The 17,013-nt window shown below is 72.5% G+C and carries 17 protein-coding genes; 5 read left to right on the top strand and 12 right to left on the bottom strand.

Features of this window, described 5'->3' with window-relative positions; all coding sequences use genetic code 11:
* Positions 1–36: 36 nt before the first annotated feature.
* The 5 genes from ACFYPD_RS17615 to ACFYPD_RS17595 are packed head-to-tail and all read right to left on the bottom strand — an operon-like array spanning position 37 to position 5,360.
* Positions 37–429, bottom strand: coding sequence for a hotdog domain-containing protein (locus ACFYPD_RS17615; protein ID WP_387114058.1), 393 nt, complete (start codon positions 427–429; stop codon positions 37–39).
* Entirely contained in the window at positions 426–1,178 is a 753-nt protein-coding gene (locus ACFYPD_RS17610; RefSeq protein ID WP_387114056.1) for an OAM dimerization domain-containing protein, read from the bottom strand. Before ACFYPD_RS17610 ends, ACFYPD_RS17615 begins: the two co-directional genes overlap by 4 nt.
* The gene (locus tag ACFYPD_RS17605; RefSeq protein WP_387114054.1) at positions 1,175–2,734 is read right to left on the bottom strand and encodes a lysine 5,6-aminomutase subunit alpha; all 1,560 of its coding nucleotides are present in this window, start codon (positions 2,732–2,734) and stop codon (positions 1,175–1,177) included. The genes ACFYPD_RS17610 and ACFYPD_RS17605 overlap by 4 nt, the downstream gene beginning before the upstream one ends.
* Positions 2,731–4,305: an amidohydrolase gene (locus tag ACFYPD_RS17600; RefSeq protein ID WP_387114052.1), complete on the bottom strand. Its 1,575-nt coding sequence runs from the start codon at positions 4,303–4,305 to the stop codon at positions 2,731–2,733. Before ACFYPD_RS17600 ends, ACFYPD_RS17605 begins: the two co-directional genes overlap by 4 nt.
* Positions 4,306–4,310: 5 nt before the next feature.
* Positions 4,311–5,360 carry a zinc-binding alcohol dehydrogenase gene (locus ACFYPD_RS17595; protein WP_387114407.1) on the bottom strand — a complete coding sequence of 350 codons (1,050 nt, stop codon included), beginning with the start codon at positions 5,358–5,360 and terminating at the stop codon, positions 4,311–4,313.
* 155 nt (positions 5,361–5,515) lie between these two features.
* Here ACFYPD_RS17595 and ACFYPD_RS17590 point away from each other — a divergent pair, with 155 nt between their 5' ends.
* Complete coding sequence (locus ACFYPD_RS17590; protein ID WP_387114050.1) at positions 5,516–6,922, top strand: KamA family radical SAM protein; 1,407 nt, start codon at positions 5,516–5,518, stop codon at positions 6,920–6,922.
* Between the two features lie 78 nt (positions 6,923–7,000).
* On the opposite strand, the gene ACFYPD_RS17585 is transcribed toward ACFYPD_RS17590, so the two are convergent.
* Entirely contained in the window at positions 7,001–7,762 is a 762-nt protein-coding gene (locus ACFYPD_RS17585; RefSeq protein ID WP_387114048.1) for a helix-turn-helix domain-containing protein, read from the bottom strand.
* A 224-nt stretch (positions 7,763–7,986) separates the two neighbouring features.
* On the opposite strand from ACFYPD_RS17585, the gene ACFYPD_RS17580 reads away from it, so the two are divergent.
* Genes ACFYPD_RS17580 through ACFYPD_RS17570 form a run of 3 tightly spaced genes read left to right on the top strand, consistent with a single transcriptional unit; the run spans position 7,987 to position 10,412 of the window.
* The gene (locus tag ACFYPD_RS17580) at positions 7,987–8,652 is read left to right on the top strand and encodes a DUF4097 family beta strand repeat-containing protein (RefSeq protein ID WP_387114047.1); all 666 of its coding nucleotides are present in this window, start codon (positions 7,987–7,989) and stop codon (positions 8,650–8,652) included.
* A 12-nt stretch (positions 8,653–8,664) separates the two neighbouring features.
* Positions 8,665–9,627 (top strand): ATP-binding cassette domain-containing protein, encoded by a 963-nt coding sequence (locus tag ACFYPD_RS17575; protein WP_387114045.1) that lies wholly within the window; start codon positions 8,665–8,667, stop codon positions 9,625–9,627.
* Positions 9,624–10,412 carry an ABC transporter permease gene (locus ACFYPD_RS17570; RefSeq protein WP_387114043.1) on the top strand — a complete coding sequence of 263 codons (789 nt, stop codon included), beginning with the start codon at positions 9,624–9,626 and terminating at the stop codon, positions 10,410–10,412. The genes ACFYPD_RS17575 and ACFYPD_RS17570 overlap by 4 nt, the downstream gene beginning before the upstream one ends.
* A 78-nt stretch (positions 10,413–10,490) precedes the next feature.
* Here the strand turns inward: ACFYPD_RS17570 and ACFYPD_RS17565 are convergent, their stop codons facing one another.
* Positions 10,491–10,823: a YnfA family protein gene (locus tag ACFYPD_RS17565; RefSeq protein WP_387114041.1), complete on the bottom strand. Its 333-nt coding sequence runs from the start codon at positions 10,821–10,823 to the stop codon at positions 10,491–10,493.
* 261 nt (positions 10,824–11,084) lie between these two features.
* Positions 11,085–11,279, bottom strand: a complete 195-nt coding sequence (locus tag ACFYPD_RS17560; RefSeq protein WP_107076192.1) for a CsbD family protein — start codon at positions 11,277–11,279, stop codon at positions 11,085–11,087.
* A 167-nt stretch (positions 11,280–11,446) separates the two neighbouring features.
* Between ACFYPD_RS17560 and ACFYPD_RS17555 the strand changes: the two genes are divergently transcribed.
* Complete coding sequence (locus ACFYPD_RS17555) at positions 11,447–12,058, top strand: histidine phosphatase family protein (RefSeq protein WP_387114039.1); 612 nt, start codon at positions 11,447–11,449, stop codon at positions 12,056–12,058.
* A 71-nt stretch (positions 12,059–12,129) separates the two neighbouring features.
* Here ACFYPD_RS17555 and ACFYPD_RS17550 read toward each other — a convergent pair whose 3' ends face one another.
* From ACFYPD_RS17550 to ACFYPD_RS17535, 4 genes are all read right to left on the bottom strand, one after another.
* Positions 12,130–14,052 carry a CDP-glycerol glycerophosphotransferase family protein gene (locus ACFYPD_RS17550; protein WP_387114037.1) on the bottom strand — a complete coding sequence of 641 codons (1,923 nt, stop codon included), beginning with the start codon at positions 14,050–14,052 and terminating at the stop codon, positions 12,130–12,132.
* Positions 14,053–14,124: 72 nt separating this feature from the next.
* Entirely contained in the window at positions 14,125–14,634 is a 510-nt protein-coding gene (locus ACFYPD_RS17545) for an Lrp/AsnC family transcriptional regulator (RefSeq protein ID WP_387114035.1), read from the bottom strand.
* Positions 14,635–14,724: 90 nt separating this feature from the next.
* Complete coding sequence (locus ACFYPD_RS17540) at positions 14,725–15,867, bottom strand: acyl-CoA dehydrogenase family protein (RefSeq protein ID WP_387114033.1); 1,143 nt, start codon at positions 15,865–15,867, stop codon at positions 14,725–14,727.
* A complete protein-coding gene (locus tag ACFYPD_RS17535; protein ID WP_387114404.1) occupies positions 15,864–16,979 on the bottom strand; it encodes a M24 family metallopeptidase in 1,116 nt (371 codons plus the stop codon). Before ACFYPD_RS17535 ends, ACFYPD_RS17540 begins: the two co-directional genes overlap by 4 nt.
* Positions 16,980–17,013 lie beyond the last annotated feature (34 nt).

The following is a 17,013-nucleotide window of genomic DNA, read 5'->3' as shown; positions in this document are numbered from 1 at the left end:
ACTGCGGGGCTCGCAAACCCGGCTCACTCCTCGCGCTCACGCCGCTGGGGGGACGACCACCGTGCCGGTGGCGGTGACCGCCACGATCGGCTCGGCGAGGACCTCGGCGGCGGACTCGGACTTGTCGGGGCGGCCCCGGCACACCACCCGGGCGGCGAAGTCGATGGTGCGGCTGCGGGTGCCCACCCGGGTGACCGTGGCGACCACCTCCAGCACGTCACCGGCCTTCATGGGGGCCGTGAACTGCACGTCGGAGTAGGAGGCGAACAGCCCCTCGTCGCCGTCGGTGCGGATGCACACCTCGGTGGCGACGTCCCCGAACAGGCCCAGCGCGTACGCCCCGTCAACGAGGTTGCCCGCGTAGTGGGCGTGGGAGTACGGCACGTACCGGCGGTGGGTGACGGTCAGGCCGACCCGGGGGTCACTCATGCTGTCGCCTTCTTGTCGGTGATCAGGGCGTGGACCAGGTAGCTGGCGACCTCGCCGGGGGTGGTGCCGCGGCCGAAGATCCGGTCGACACCCAGTTCCCCGGTCATGGTCTCGTCGAAGCGGGGGCCGCCGACGATCAGCAGGGGCCGTTTGCCGGCGGGCAGGGCCTCGCGGAACGCGGCGGACATCTCCCGGGTGTTGTGCAGGTGCGCGTCGCGTTGGGTGACGACCTGGGAGACGAGCACGGCGTCGGCCTTCTCCCGCCGGGCCGCCTCGACCAGCTCGGGGACGCTGACCTGCGCGCCCAGGTTGGTGACCTTGAGTTCCCGGTAGTACTCCAGGCCCTTTTCCCCGGCGATGCCCTTGACGTTGAGGATCGCGTCGATGCCGACGGTGTGCGCGTCGGTGCCGATGCAGGCGCCGACCACGGACAGCTTGCGCCGCATCTTCTGCTTCACCACCGTGTTGACCTCCTTGGCCGACAGCAGCGGGAAGTCCCGTTCCACCACCTGCACCCGATCGAGGTCCACGAGGTGGTTCACCCGGCCGTAGACGACGAAGAAGGTGAACCCGTCGCCCATCTGCTTGGCGTGCACGAGCATCGCCGGGTCGATGCCCATCTTGTTGGCGAGCTGCACCGCGGCGCCCTCGGCGCGCTTGTCGTGCGGCACGGGCAGGGTGAACGACACCTGCACCATGCCGTCGCCGGTGGTGTCCCCGTACGGCCGGACGATCTTCTTCTCCGTCATGCCGACTGCTCCAGGATGTCCGTGGCCGGGTTGTAGTAGTCCGCCTCGTGCTGGGCGACGCCGTCGAGGCCCTTGCCCCGGTCCGCGGGCCGCTTCATGATCCCGAAGGTGCCCTCGGCGATCGCGGTCAGCAGCGACTGGTCACCGATGCGCTCCAGCAGGTCGACGGCCTCACCGAGCACCCGGTGGGCGCGCTGCTGGATGAACCCGCCCGGTGCGGGCACGAAGTCCTCGTGCAGCCCGCCGGCGGCGCCCAGCACGTACCGGACGTTCTGCAGGGCGATGTCCCGGTCGGACAGCCACGGGGTGACCACCGCCTCCGTCATCATGCCGACCAGCAGGATGCCCTGCCCGGTCATGGCGCCGACCAGGTTGAAGAACCCGTCGAGCAGGTTGCCGCGGAACACGTCGCCGGTCATGTGCTTGGTCGGCGGCATCCACTTCAACGGCGCGTCCGGGAACAGCTCCCGGGCCAGCAGCGCGTGCGCCAGCTCCAGCCGGAACGACTCCGGCAGATCCGGGTTGATCTCGAACGCGTGCCCCAGGCCGAGCTGCCAGTCGGCCAGCCCCGCCTCGTGCGCGAAGTACTCGTTGAGCAGCTGCGACACCGTCACCGTGTGCGCCTCGTCGACCGCGTCGGCGGTGGTGAGGTAGTTGTCCTCGCCGGTGTTGATGATGATCCCGGCGCGGGCGTGCACCTGCCGGGAGAACCTCTGGTCCACGAACGTGCGGATCGGGTTGATGTCGCGGAACAGGATCCCGTACATCGAGTCGTTGAGCATCATGTCGAGGCGTTCCAGGCCGGCCAGGGCGGCCATCTCCGGCATGCACAGGCCCGACGCGTAGTTCGTCAGCCGCACGTACCGGCCCAGCTCCCGCGACGACTCGTCCAGCGCCGCCCGCATCAGCCGGAAGTTCTCCTGCGTGGCGTAGGTGCCGGCGAAGCCCTCCCGGGTGGCGCCCTCGGGCACGTAGTCCAGCAGCGACTGCCCGGTGGAGCGGATCACCGCGATGATGTCCGCCCCGGCCCGGGCGGCGGCCTGCGCCTGCGGGATGTCCTCGTAGATGTCGCCGGTGGCCACGATCAGGTAGATCCACGGCCGCTGCTTCGGGTCCCCGTACCGCTTCACGAGGCGGTCCCGCTCGGCGCGGCGCCGGTCGATCTGCCGCACGCCCGCGGCGACCGCCTTCCGGGCGGCCCGGCGGGCGGCCGTGGCGGCCTTGCCGGTGGGCTGGGTGAACCGCACGGACCCGGCGGCGGCCTTCTGCGCCAGCAGCGTCACGTCGGCGATCTGCTCCCGCGCGAGGGCGTCGAACACCGGCGCGGCCACCCCGTGGCCGAGACCGACGTCGGCGACGACCGCGTCCACGAGGCGGTTCACCCACGGGATGCCGTCGGGGTCGGCGCCGGTCACCCCGGCCAGCCGCAGCACCGCCCGCTCCACCGACACGGTGGTGTGGCTGCGCGCCAGATCGACCACCGGCTGCCCGGCGCGACGCGCCAACTCCCGCGCCCGCGCCACCAGCGCCGGATCCAGCCCAAGCTTGCTCGTCACGAACCCGTGCCCTCCTCGTAGATCACGTCACCGCGCAGCACCGTGGCCCGGCACACCGGCAGCGGCGTCGGGTCGTCCGCGCCGCGCGCCTCCGGGTCCTCGGCCTGCAGCACCGGCAGTCCCCGCTCCACCCCGGCCGGGGTGTCCCACACCGCGAACGTCGCCGGCGCGCCCAACGCGAGGACCCCCTCGTTGTCCAGGTGCACGGCCCGCCACCCGCCGCGGGTGTGCGCGGCGAACGCCGCCCGCACGCTCATCCGCTGCGCCGGGTTGTGGTGCGCCGCCGCGGCCCGCACCGACCCCCACGGGTCCAGCGGCGTCACCGGCGAGTCCGACCCGAACGCCAACGCCACCCCCACCCCGTGCATGGCGCCCATCGGGTTCGACTCCAACGACCGGGACAGGCCCAGCCGCGACTCGTACATCCGGCCGGCGCCGCCCCACAGCCGGTCGAACGCCGGCTGCATCGACGCCACGATGCCGTACTCCACGAACCCGGCGATCAACCGCTTGCTCATGATCTCGGCGTGTTCGACCCGGTGCCGGGCGGCCCGCAACCGGTCCACGCCCACCTTCTGCGCGGCCTGCGCGAACCCGTCCAGCACCGTGCCGATCGCCGCGTCCCCGATGGCGTGGAAGCCGCCCTGCAGCCCGTGCGCCGCGCAGTCCAGCAGGTGATCCCGCACCTGCTCCACGGTCACGTACCCGTGCCCGCACCCCCCCGGCTCCCCGTCCAGGTACGCCGCCGACACGTGCGCGGTGCGCGACCCGAGCGCGCCGTCGGCGTACAGGTCCCCGCCGGCGCCGACCGCGCCCAGCTCCCGGGCCTTCGCCGCGCCCAGCAGCTCACCCCAGTACCCGTACACCTCCGGCACGCCGTCGCCGGAGATCGCCAGCAGGCCGGTGAAGTCGCTCTCGTCGGAGGTCCCCGGGCCGCCGCACTCGTGCACCGCGGCGATACCCAGCGACGCCGCGTGCCGCAGGGCCGCGCGCTGGGCCGTCACCCGCTGCGCCGCCGTGACCGAGCCCAGCGCCGCGGCCCGCACCACGTGGTGGGCGTCACGACGCAGCCAGCCCGACGGGTCGTAGCCGGCGGCGGCCGCCGCGTCCGGGCAGGCCGCCAGCAGCGCCGCCGACACCAGCGCCGAGTGGATCGACGCCTGCGACAGGTACACCTTGCGGCCCCCGGCCGCGCGGTCCAGCGCCGCCGCGTCCGGCAGGGCCGGCTCGGCCCAGGACGACTCGTCCCAGCCGTGCCCCAGCACCACCGCGTCGCCCGGCAGCGCCGCGGCGAACGCGGCCACCGCCTCCAGCAGCCCGGACGCCGACCGCACCGCCGACAGGTCCAGCCCCGACAGGGCCAGCCCGGTGTCGGTGGCGTGCACGTGCGCGTCCACGAACGCCGGCGTCACCAGCGCCCCGCCCAGCTCCACCACCCGGTCGGCGGCCGGCGCGTCGGCGTCGGCGCCCAGCCAGGCGATCCGCCCGTCACGCACCAGCATCGCCGTCGCGCTCGGGTCGGCCGGACAGTGCAGCACTCCGCCGCGGTACAAGGTCGAGGGGTTCGTCATGATGCTCAGTCTGCCGCCAGCCGCGCCTCGAACAGACGACGCACCCCCGGCTCGGCGCGCAGCAGGTCCAGCGCCAGCTCGGCGTGCCCCGGCACGTACCCGTTGCCGACCAGCATGGTCACGTCCGCGGCCAGGCCCTCCGCGCCCAGCGCCGCCGCCGCGAAGCTCGTCGCCATCGAGAAGAAGATCACCGTGCCGCCGTCCCCGGTGGCGAGGACCGCCCCGTGCTCGCAGCCCGGCACGTCCACGCAGACCACCGTCACGTCCGCGGGGCCGCCCAGCGCCGTGGTCACCGCCGTGGACAGGCCGACCGGGTCGCGGGCGTCGGCCAGCGCGACCACGTCGGCCAGGCCGGCCGCTTCGAGCGCGTCCCGCTCCGCCGCCACCGGCACCACCCCGACGGTACGGCGGGCGCCGGCCCGCCGCGCCGCCGCGAGGGACAGCGAACCGCTCTTGCCGGCGCCGCCGATCACCGCCACGGTCACCGGGCGCGCGTCCTCCTCGCGGCGGCGCCGCGCCACCTGCTCGGCCACCACCCGCGCGGTCAGCGCCGGCGCCCCGCACACGTCGAGCACCGCCAGGGACAGCTCCGGGTGCAGGTCGCCCGGCAGCACCGCGGCGATCGACCGGGCGAACAGGATCGCGTACCCGTCGCAGGGCACCTGCTCGCTGCGCCCGTCCCAGCGGGCCAGCCCGTCGAGGATCGTCAGCGGGGTCAGCGTCAGCGACACCAGGGTCGCGACCGGGTCGCCCGGCCGCAGGCCCAGCGGGGACCGCTTCCCGGCCTCCTCCACGGTGCCGATCAGCATGCCACCGGAGCCGGTGACCGGGTTCTGCATCTTCCCCCGGGTCGAGATGATCTCCAGGACCTCGGCACGGACCTTCTCCCCGTCGCCGCCGTGCTTCTCCGACAGCTGCCGGAAGCTCGCCGCGTCCAGGTTCAGCCGCTCGACCCGGATCCGCACCTCGTTGGCGGCGATCCGCGGGTCGGCGTCCAGCCGCCACGCCGCCTGCGGCAGCACCCCCGCCGGTTCCACGACTCGGTGCAGACCCACCGGTGACGTCACGCCGACCCCCAATGTCCAGCCGCCCGAAACCCCGGTCAGGGCTCGCGTCGCGGGAAAACTTCCGGCAGACTAATTTCTTCACCGGATATTTTCCAGTAGCCTTCAGGATCGCTGATCACCCGCACCACATGTCAGGAGGGGCCGTGACCCAGACCCAACCGGTTGAGACCATCCCTCAACCCCGTCACGCCCCGGTCGCCGTTCCGACCGCCGGGCAGCCGTACGAGTACCGCCGCAGCCCCCTGGTCGAACCCGACTGGACCCGCTTCCCCGGCTGGCGCCACGTCACCCGGGAGCAGTGGGAGAACGCCCAGTGGCAGCGGGTCAACTGCGTCAAGAACATCAAGCAGCTGCGCACCGTCCTGGGCGACCTCGTCGACGAGAGCTTCTACGCCGACCTCGAGGCCGACCAGAAGGCACTGGCCACCATGTCGATGCTGGTGCCCCCGCAGATGGTCAACACCATGGTGCCGTTCGAGCCCATGACCACCGAGGCGTTCCTGGCCGACCCGATCCGCCGCTACATGATCCCCGTCGCCTCCGACCGGCGCACCGACTGGCCCTCGCACCCCTACGCCAGCCGCGACAGCCTCCACGAGCACGACATGTGGGTCGCCGAGGGGCTCACCCACCGCTACCCCACCAAGGTCCTCGCCGAGCTGCTGTCCACCTGCCCGCAGTACTGCGGGCACTGCACCCGGATGGACCTGGTCGGCAACTCCACGCCGGCCGTCGACAAGCTGAAGCTCACCCTGAAGCCCGTCGACCGCTACGACGCCCACATCACCTACCTCAAGGCCCACCCCGGCGTCCGCGACGTGGTGGTCTCCGGCGGCGACGTGGCCAACGTGCCGTGGAAGAACCTCGAGTCGTACCTGATGCGGCTGCTCGAACTGGAGACCGTCCGCGACATCCGGCTCGCCACCAAGGCCCTCATGGGCCTCCCCCAGCACTGGCTCCAGCCCGACGTCGTCGAGGGCCTGGAACGCGTCGCCCGCACCGCCTCCCGCCGCGGCGTCAACCTCGCCATCCACACCCACGTCAACCACGCCCAGTCGCTCACCCCGCTGGTCGCCAAGGCCGCCCAGACCGCCCTCGACGTCGGCGTCCGCGACGTCCGCAACCAGGGCGTGCTCATGCGCGGCGTCAACGCCACCAGCGCCGACCTGCTCGACCTCTGCTTCGCCCTCCAGGGCGAGGCGGGCATCCTGCCGTACTACTTCTACATGTGCGACATGATCCCCAACGCCGAGCACTGGCGGGTCCCCGTCTGGCACGCCCAGCAGCTCCAGCACGACATCATGGGCTACCTGCCCGGCTACGCCACCCCGCGCATCGTCTGCGACGTCCCCTTCGTCGGCAAGCGCTGGGTGCACATGCTCACCGAGTACGACCGCGAACGCGGCATCTCCTACTGGACCAAGAACTACCGCACCTCGATCGAGTCCGCCGACCTCGAAGCGCTCAACAAGCGCTACGCCTACTACGACCCGATCGACACCCTGCCCGAGACCGGCCAGGCCTGGTGGGCCGCCCACCGCGACGACTGACCCGCACCACCCCGCCGCCCCCGTGAGCCACCCGGCCGCGGGGGCGGCGGTCATCTGTCCCGGCCCGGCACCGCCGCCTCAACCACCGCCACGATCTGCACCCGGGCTTGCGGCGCCGCCCGAGGTCGCCTCGGGTTTCGTGTAGAGGATCTCGCGGGCCTGCTCCGCGGCGCGGCTGATGCTCTCGGCGATGAACTCCACGTAGCGGGCGATGCTCTCCAGGCGCACGGCGGCCGGGGTGCCGTGGCCGAGGACGCTGACGCCCTGCCGTGCGGTCTCCGCGAGCTGGGCGTTGGCTCGGGCGCCGGCGATCGTGCCCTGGTAGAAGACGTCGTCGTCCACGACGTAGCGCTCCCGGCGGCGTTCGTCGCGTTCCCGGCGGATGAGGCCCTGGCCCTCGAGGAACGTGATCGCCTTGGAGACGGACGCCGGACTGACCTGAAGACGCTGGACGAGCTCGGACGCGGTGAGGCTGCCCGCGTCGGCGGTGTAGAGACAGGTCAGCACCCGGGACATCATCTTGGGCAGGCCCTGCTGGATGAGCAGGGTCGTGAACATCTCCTCGTACTCGCGCACGGCCTCGGGGTCGCGTCCGTGTGTCTGCGACGGCGCCTGCGGCCCTCGGGCCGGGGCCTGCCTGCGCCGGTGTGAGCGGCGTTCGGTGGCGCGGTGGGCCAGGTCGGCCCGGTAGGCGGTGGGGCCGCCGTTGCGCATCACCTCACGCGTGATCGTCGAGGTGGGGCGGTCGAGACGTCTGGCGATCTCCGCGTAGGCGAGCCCGTCGGCCAGCCCCAGCGCGATCTGCTGGCGTTCCTGCTGGCTGAGCCTGCCTCCCGGCATCGCGATCTCCCTTCACGCTTCCCCTGACGCCGCCACCATAGCGTTCACTCCCACCCAATGCAACGAACGCAGCTGTCCTCGTTGCGTTAAATTCTTCGCCGTTGCAACGATAAACAGGGCTCCACCTGCGCACACACTCATTTCTCGCAACGACTCCGTTGCCTGATTCTTGAACGCAACGTAGCGTTTCCCATGCCAGAAACAGTGCACGCGAGGAGAACACGATGCAGACCTTCGACACCCCCACCCCGATCTCCGCCGTCCTCGACATCCCCGCCGGGCGCGTCCAGCTCATCGCCGCCGACCGGGCCGACACCACCGTCGAGGTCCTGCCCGCCGACGCCTCGAAGAGCCGCGACGTGAAGGTGGCCGAACAAACCAAGGTCGAATACGGCAACGGCGTCCTGCGGATCGAGGCCTCCGCGAAGAACCAGATCCTCGGCAGCTCCGGATTCATCGAGGTGACCGTCCAGCTGCCCGCCGGCTCCCGCGTCGAGGTGAAAGCGGCCAGCGCCGACCTCCGGGCCATCGGCCGGTTCGGCGACGTCGCCTTCGAGGGCGCGCACGGCGCGATCAAGCTCGACGAGGCCGCGAGCCTCCGCCTCACCACCGCCGCCGGTGACGTCACGGTCAGCCGCCTCAACGGCCCCGCAGAGATCAGCACCGCAAAGGGCGACATCCGCATCGCCGAGGCCGTGCGCGGCACCCTCGTGCTGCGCACCCAGGCCGGCGACGTGTCCGTCGGCGCCGCCCACGGCGTCTCCGCCGCCCTCGACGCCGGCACCACCTACGGCCGGATCCACAACTCGCTCACCAACACCGACGGCGCCGCCGACCTCAACATCCACGCGACCACCGCCCACGGCGACATCGTCGCCCGCAGCCTCTGAGGAGCACCCACCATGACCAACCTGGCCATCGCGGCGAACGGACTGCGCAAGTCCTACGGCGACAAGGTCGTGCTCGACGGCGTCGACCTGGCCGTCCCCCAAGGAACAATCTTCGCCCTGCTCGGCCCGAACGGCGCCGGCAAGACCACCGCCGTCAAAATCCTCTCCACCCTCATCTCCCCCGACCCCGCCTCCGGCCACATCCGCGTCGCCGGCCACGACCTCGCCGCCGCCCCCCAGGCCGTCCGCACCGCGATCGGCGTCACCGGCCAGTTCTCCGCCGTCGACGGCCTGATCACCGGCGAGGAGAACATGCTCCTCATGGCCGACCTGCACCACCTGTCCAAGCGCGACGGCCAGCGCACCGCCGCCGAGCTGCTCGAACGCTTCGACCTCACCGACGCCGCGAAGAAGCCCGCCTCCACCTACTCCGGCGGCATGAAGCGCCGCCTCGACCTCGCCGTGACCCTGGTCGGCAACCCGCGGATCATCTTCCTCGACGAACCGACCACCGGCCTCGACCCCCGCAGCCGCCACAACATGTGGCAGATCATCCGCGAACTCGTCGCCGACGGCGTCACCGTCTTCCTCACCACCCAGTACCTGGAGGAGGCCGACCAGCTCGCCGACCGCATCGCCGTGCTCAACGACGGGAAGATCGCCGCCGAAGGCACCGCCGAGGAACTCAAGCGACTCATCCCCGGCGGACACGTCCAACTCCGCTTCGAGGACCCCGCGGCCTACGAGCGGGCCGCCGACGCGCTGCGCGAAACCGTACGCGACGACCCGGCGCTCACCCTGCAGATCCCCAGCGGCGGCACCCAGCGCGAACTGCGCGCCATCCTCGACCGGCTGGACGACGCCGACGTGCACGCCGACACCCTCACCGTGCACACCCCCGACCTCGACGACGTCTTCTTCGCCCTGACCGGCGGCGCCCGCATCCCCCACCAGCCCAAGGAGGCCGTCCGATGAGCTCCCTCTCCCTCGCCGTACGCGACTCGTCCACCATGCTGCGCCGCAACCTCCTGCACGCGCGGCGCTATCCGTCCCTCACCCTGAACCTGCTGCTCACCCCGATCATGCTGCTGTTGCTCTTCGTCTACGTCTTCGGCGACACCATGAGCGCGGGCATCGGCGGCGGCCCGGACCGCTCCCGGTACATCGCGTACCTCGTCCCGGGCCTCCTGCTGATGACCATCGGCAGCACCGTGATCGGAACCGCCGTGTCCGTCTCCACCGACATGACCGAGGGCATCATCGCCCGCTTCCGCACCATGGCGATCCACCGCGGTTCGGTGCTCGTCGGACACGTCGTCGGCAGCGTGCTGCAATCGATCCTGAGCGTGGTCCTCGTGGGCGCCGTCGCCGTGGCCATCGGCTTCCGGTCCACCGACGCCGGCGTCCTGGAGTGGCTCGCGGCGTTCGGAATGCTCGTGCTCTTCGCCACGGCGCTCACCTGGATCGCGGTCGGCATGGGCCTGGTCAGCCCGAACGCCGAGGCCGCCAGCAACAACGCCATGCCGCTGATCCTGCTGCCGCTCCTCTCCAGCGCCTTCGTCCCGGTCGACGCCATGCCCGGCTGGCTCCAGCCGATCGCCGAGTACCAGCCGTTCACGCCCGCCATCGAGACCCTGCGCGGTCTGCTGCTCGGCAGCGAGATCGGCCACAACGGGTGGCTCGCCGTCGCCTGGTGCGTGGGACTCGCGGTGCTCGGCTACTTCTGGTCGACGTCGAAGTTCAACCGCGACCCGAGGTAGCGGCCGCGATCTCCGGCGGCTCGTCCCGAGTCTGGGCGGCGTACGCCGACACCGCGTCGGCGTACGCCGCCACAACCGTCAGCCCCGCGGCGCGTACATGATCACGGCGACGCCGACCAGGCAGATCACCGCGCCCGTGAGGTCCCACCGGTCGGGCCGGAACCCGTCCACCAGCACACCCCACGCCAGCGACCCGGCCACGAACACACCCCCGTACGCCGCCAGGATCCGGCCGAAGTTCGGATCGGGCTGGAACGTCGCCACGAACCCGTACGCGCCCAACGCCAGCACCCCGGCCGCCACCCACCACAGCCCCCGGTGCTCCCGCCAACCCTGCCAGACCAGCCACGCGCCCCCGATCTCCGCCAGCGCGGCCAGCACGAACAACACCAGGGAACGCAGAACCGTCACCCCGCGACCCTAACCAGGCGCCTCCTCGGCGCTGCGCACACGGCGGCGGGGGGGGGCCGCGGGGGGGGGGGGGGGGCGCCCCCCCCCCCGGGGGGGGGGGCGGGCCCGGGGGGCGGCCGGGGGGGGGCCGGGGGGGGGGGCCCCCCCAACCCCCCCCCGCCCCCCCCCCCCCCCCCCCCCCCCCCACCCCCCGCCCCCCCGGCGCCCCCCCCCCCGGGGGGGGCGCCCCCGGGGGGGGGGGGGCCCCCGCCGCCGTACGAGTCACTTGTCGAAGGCGTCCCGGACGTTGCGTCCGGCCTCCTTGACGTTCTGCCCGGCCTGCCGCGCCCGGGCGGCGCTCTGCTCGTTGGCGCCCTCGGCCCGCAACCGCTCGTTGTCGGTGGCGTCGCCGATCCGCTCCTTGGCCGCGCCGGCCAACTCCTGGGCCCGGCTCTTGGCCTTGTCGGTGAAGCTCATCGCGCCTCCTCGGCTTGTTCGGGCTTGCGCCGGTTGCGTCCCCGGTGCCGGTCTCCCCAAACGTCGTGTCCGAGCGCACACCCCGTAAGGCATCCTAGGAAGATAGGTTCCAACGGTGGACGTCCTGCCAGCCGGCCCGGTCGGCCGGCCCGTGGTTGACTGGTCGGGTGAGCGAGCTCCTGCTGATCCGGCACGGCGAAACCACCTGGAGCGCCAGCCGCCGGCACACCTCGTACACCGATCTGGAGCTGACCCCCGACGGCGAGCGGCAGTCCCAGGCGCTCGCCGTCGCGCTCGCCGGCCGGCGCTTCGTCCGGGTGCTGTCCAGCCCCCGGCAGCGCGCGACCCGCACCGCGCACCTGGCCGGGCTCACCGTCGACGCCACCGACCCCGACCTGGCCGAGTGGAACTACGGCGCCTACGAGGGGCGCACCACCGTGGACATCCACGAGGAGAACCCCCGGTGGAACATCTGGACCGACGGCTGCCCCGACGGGGAGTCACCGGCCGAGGTCGGCGCCCGGCTCGACCGGGTGCTCGACCGGGTGGCCCCACTACTGGAGAAGGGCAGCGTCGCGCTGGTCGGCCACGCGCACAGCCTGCGGGTGCTCGGCGCGCGCTGGATCGGCCTGCCCCCGTCCGCGGGCGGGCTGCTGCGGCTGGACACCGCCACCGTCAGCGTGCTCGGTCACGAGCACGGCCGGCGGGTCATCCTGCGGTGGAACCAGCCGGCTCCGCAGTCGGCCGCGACCGGCCCCGACCAGGCAGCTCGGCACTGAACAAACGGTCGGCCCCGGTTCAGCGTCACTGCCGAACCGGAGCCGACCGTGGGCGGCGATGCCGCTCGCTGTCAGAGGTAGCGCGAGGCCTCGTCGAGGAAGCGCTGCGCGTACCGGTCCGCCGGAATGTCCCCGAGGTAGTACTTCTTGAGGTCGCGGCGGGCGGCGGCGAGAGGGTCGCTGCCGAGGAACTCGTCGAGGACGGCGTCGAGTCCCTGCAGCCGGCCGCCGTGCGCGTCGATCACGTAGGCCGCCCGCGCAAGCGGAAATGCCTCCGCGAACTGGGCCGCCGGCACCGAGACGGCAACCATCACGAAGGGCTTCTCCGAGTACAGGTAGTCCGCCACCACGCTCGACACATCCGACACCATGGCGTCCGACGCGTTGAAGCAGTCGGCGACCGTCATGTCCACCTCAGCCTCGGCGCCGAAGATGTGTGGCCGTCCGTTCGTCCGGCGGTCGTCAGCCAGCAGCGTCCGAATCCGCTCGCACTCGCGCGCCAGCTCCGGGGACCGCCGGCTGTACGGGTGCGGTCGGAAGATGACGCTGCAGCCGCGAGCGACGAGCGCCTTGATGATGTCGTAGCCGACGCGCAGTGACGAATAGTTGGAGTCGGCATAGAAGCCGGCCCACGTCGGGGCGTACAGGACCCGGGGGTTGGCGATCGAGGCGATCGGCTCGGTGGCGATGGCGACGTTCTCCACCTGGGGGCGCCCGACGATGGTGAACATCTCCGCGGGCATGCTCACGCCGTTGGCCGCGAACCGGTCGATCGCGGCCTGGCCGGCGACGAAGTTCTTGTCGTAGATCCGGAAGACCGGGTTGTGACTCGGCACCTTGTCGCTGTCACCGTGGTTGAGCTGGATGTGCTTCAGGTTCGTATACCGGATGACGTGGTTGTTCATCGTCGCGGTATTGACGTAGAAGGCTGCCCGTAGCGACGGGGCGATCACATCGTCAAGCTGGTTCAGCCCCATCCGCAGCACCACCGGGGCCTTGGTCAGACCCACCACCTCGTTGAAGTTGGTCTGGTTGCGCACCAGCACGAAGAACTTCCTGCCGAGGCGCTCCAGATACGGCAACCACATCGCGAGCTGGTAGGCGGTGCCGGCGGGTGCGTTCCAGTGCACGAGGAAGACCGGCTCGTAGGCGGTCAGCGCGGCAAGCAGTTTCGTCTCACTGCGCCGCCGCGCCCGCACCGCCCGCAGCGCCTGCAACCCGGTGAACAGGGTCAACCCGAGCGCGACGGTCGCCACCGCCAGCGCGATCCACCCGAAGACGTCGGTGAACGCGCAGACCAGCGCCACGAGCACCGCGGCGCTGTTGACCAGCGCCGCCCGGCTGGGGTTGGGGCTACGGTCAGGCCGTGGGCCGCTTCCGGGCAGGTTGGCCGAAACGGGATAGACGGCGTCGTGCACGGACGCCACCACCGACTCGGTGAGAACCGCCAGGCCCGCGACGGCGACACCAACGGCCAACGCGGGATCAAGACTGCCGTGCACCGCGCCGAGCAGATACGCGCAGGCGAGCAGGAGGACGCGCGCCACAACGGATGTGCCGGCGGCCACCGAACCGCGACGCCACGTCCAGGCCAGCAGACCGAGCGCGAGAACGGCCGGGGGAAGCGCCCACAGGCGGGAGTTTCCCACCGCCGCCAGCAGCAGGGCGGCAAGGGCTGTCACCTCGACCGCCGTGGCGGGCAGTCGCGTCCCGGCGGCCGACGTCCGCGCCTCCACCAGCCATCCGCTGAACCGGGACCGGCCCGGCTTCGAAGCCGTCATCGCCCCACCCCCACCGACCAGGGGCTGATCCACAGCAGCCGCCTCGCCCGACCCCGGCAGTTCGCCAGGTAGTTCTGTTGCAACGCCAACTCCTTCGTCAACTTGCTCACCCGCTCCCGAGCCGCACGGCTCGGTGAACGATGGTTCACAGCGTAGGCGGATGGTTTCGCGGATCGCCCCGATCCCCTGCCGCCCGCCGGCGCACGCGCGCACTCACCTGCCGCCGCCCGGTGACATCCGTGCCGAGGGCGGGCGGCGAAGGTGATCATTGCTCGCCGAGCGGGGTCAACCCGCCTGCGAGCCCGTCGACCCCGCCGAGATGCCACGGAGCCGGTGCTGATTCACCGCATCCGGGCCGACCTTCGGCGGACGATGCTCGTACGGAGTGGAGAGCACGACGGTCGTCCGCGTGGTGACGTTCGCGGCCGTGCGGATCTCCTGCAGCACCCGCTCCAGGTCCGCCGGGCTGGCCACCCGCACCAGCAGCAGGTAGAAGTCCTCCCCCGCCACCGAATAGCACGAGTCGATCTCGGGCAGGTGGGCCAGCCGCTCCGGTGCGTCGTCGGGCTGCGAGGGGTCGAACGGCCGGATCGCCACGAATGCGGTCAGCGGCAGCTCCAGCGCCTCGAACGAGACGCGGGCCGTGTACCCCTTGATGACGCCGCGCTGCTCCAGCCGGCGGACCCGCTGGTGCACGGCCGACACCGACAGCCCCACCTTCTCGGCGAGGTCCGTGTACGACAGCCGACCGTCTCCGGTCAGCGCGGCGACGATGGCGCGGTCGATCTCCTCCACGCGGTGCAACCTACCTGGAAAAGCGCTCCCACGCCGCACCCGGCCCGCCGCCGTGACGCTGTGCGGGCCGGGTGTCGCGCACCGCGTCGATCAGCCCTTCGCCAGGGCCCGGGAGATGACCAGCCGCTGGATCTGGTTGGTGCCCTCGACGATCTGCAGCACCTTCGCCTCGCGCATGTACCGCTCGACCGGGTGGTCGGCGACGTAGCCGGCGCCGCCGAGCACCTGCACCGCGTCGGTGGTCACCCGCATCGCCATGTCGGTGGCGAACAGCTTCGCCTTCGCCGCCTCGATCGAGTACGGCCGGCCGGCGTCGCGCAGCCGGGCGGCGGCCAGCGTCAGGGCGCGGGCGGCGGAGATCTGGGTGGCGTGGTCGGCCAGGGTGAAGCCGAGCCCCTGGAAGTCGATGATCGGCCGGCCGAACTGCTGGCGCTCCCGGGCGTAGACGATGGCGTAGTCCAGGGCCGCCTGGGCCAGGCCGACCGCGCAGGCGGCGATGCCGAGCCGCCCGGAGTCCAGCGCCGACATGGCGATGGTGAAGCCCGCCCCCTCGCCGCCGATGAGCCGCTCGGCCGGCACCCGGGCCTCGTCGAAGGCGATCTGGGCGACCGGGGAGGCGTGCAGGCCCATGGTCCGCTCGGCGGCCTGCGGGTGGATGCCCGGGGTGTTCCGGTCGGCCAGCAGGCAGGAGACGCCCTTCGGGCCGGGGCCGCCGGTGCGGCAGAAGATGTCGTAGAAGTCGGCGACCCGGGCGTGGGTGATCCACGCCTTGGTGCCGGAGACCACGTAGTCGTCGCCGTCGCGGACGGCCCTCGTGGTGAGCGCCGCGGCGTCGGAGCCGCCCTGCGGCTCCGAGAGGCAGTACGCCCCCAGCAGCTCGCCGCCGATCATGTCGGGCAGCAGCTTGCGCTGCGCGTCGGTGCCGAACTGGGCGAGGGGGTAGCAGGACAGGGTGTGCACGCTGACCGCCTCGGCGACCGCGAGCCAGCGGCTGGCGAGGATCTCCAGCACCTGGAGGTAGACCTCGTACGGCTGGGCGGCGCCGCCGTGCTCCTCGGCGTACGGCAGGCCGAGCAGGCCGGCCCGGCCCAGGGTGCGCAGCACCTCACGGGGGAACTCGGCGCGCTCCTCGAAGTCGGCGGCCCTGGGGGCGAGCTCCCGGTCGGCGAGTTCGGTGGCGAGGTCCAGCAGGTCGTGGGCCTCGTCGGTGGGGAGGATCCGGTCGACAGTCATAGCGCGATGAGCTCCGTGGGGGTGGTGTTGAGCCGCTGCCCGCCGTCCGTCGTGCAGACGACGATGTCCTCGATCCGGGCGCCGTGCCGCCCGGCGAGGTAGATCCCGGGTTCGACCGAGAACGCCATGCCCGCCTCGATCGGCCGGGGGTTGCCGGCCACGACGTACGGCTCCTCGTGGGTGTCGAGGCCGATGCCGTGTCCGGTGCGGTGCAGGAACGCGTCGCCGTGACCGCCGGCGGTGATGAGGTCCCGGGCGACCGCGTCGAGCGCCTCGGCGGTCATCCCCGGGCGGACGGCCGCCACGGCGGCGCGCTGCGCCTCGTGCAGAACCGCGTAGTAGTCGGTGAACTCGGCCGGGGCGGGGCCGCCGGCGACGTAGGTGCGGGTGCAGTCGGAGCGGTAGCCGGACGGCATGGTGCCGCCGATGTCGACCACCACCGGCTCGCCGGCCTGGATCGGCCGGTCGGCGGTGTGGTGGTGCGGGCTGGCGCCGTTCGGGCCGGCGGCCACGATGACGAAGTCGACGCGGACGTGCCCGGCGGCCACGATGGCGGCGGCGATGTCGGCGGCCACCTCGGCCTCGGTCCGGCCGGGGCGCAGCCACTCCCCCATCCGCCGGTGCACCGCGTCGATCGCGGCGCCCGCCTCAGTCAGCGCGGCCACCTCGGCGGGCGACTTGCGGATCCGCAGCTCGCGCAGCACCTCGGAGGCGAGCCGCTGGGCCGCGTCGGGCAGCGTGGCGCGCAGGGCGAGCACCTGCTCGGCCCACATCCGGTCGGCCAGCCCGACGGCGGCGACCGGGCCGGGCAGCGCGGCCCGCACCAGCGGCCAGGGGTCGGTGCCGTCGGCGTGGTCGACGATCCGGTAGCCGGCGCCGGGTGCGGCCTCGGCGCCGGGGCGTTCCAGCACCGGCACGATCAGGGTGGGCTCGCCCTCGGCGGGGAGCACCAGGCAGGTGAGGCGCTCCCCCTCGTGCGCGTCGTAGCCGGTCAGGTAGCGCAGGTCGGAGCCGGGCGTGAGCAGCAGCGCGTCCAGGCCCGCGGCGGCGGTGGCGCGCTGGGCGGCGGCCAGCCGCTCGGTCGGGTACAGCTCGTCGGTTCCCACCCCCAGAGCTTAACGGTCGTTTGGGTGATCGCGGGACCCC

The sequence above is a fragment of the Micromonospora sp. NPDC005299 genome (assembly GCF_042872345.1).
GTDB lineage: Bacteria > Actinomycetota > Actinomycetes > Mycobacteriales > Micromonosporaceae > Micromonospora.
Note: the sequence above shows the minus strand (reverse complement) of the source record. Positions and strands in the feature narration are given on the sequence as shown.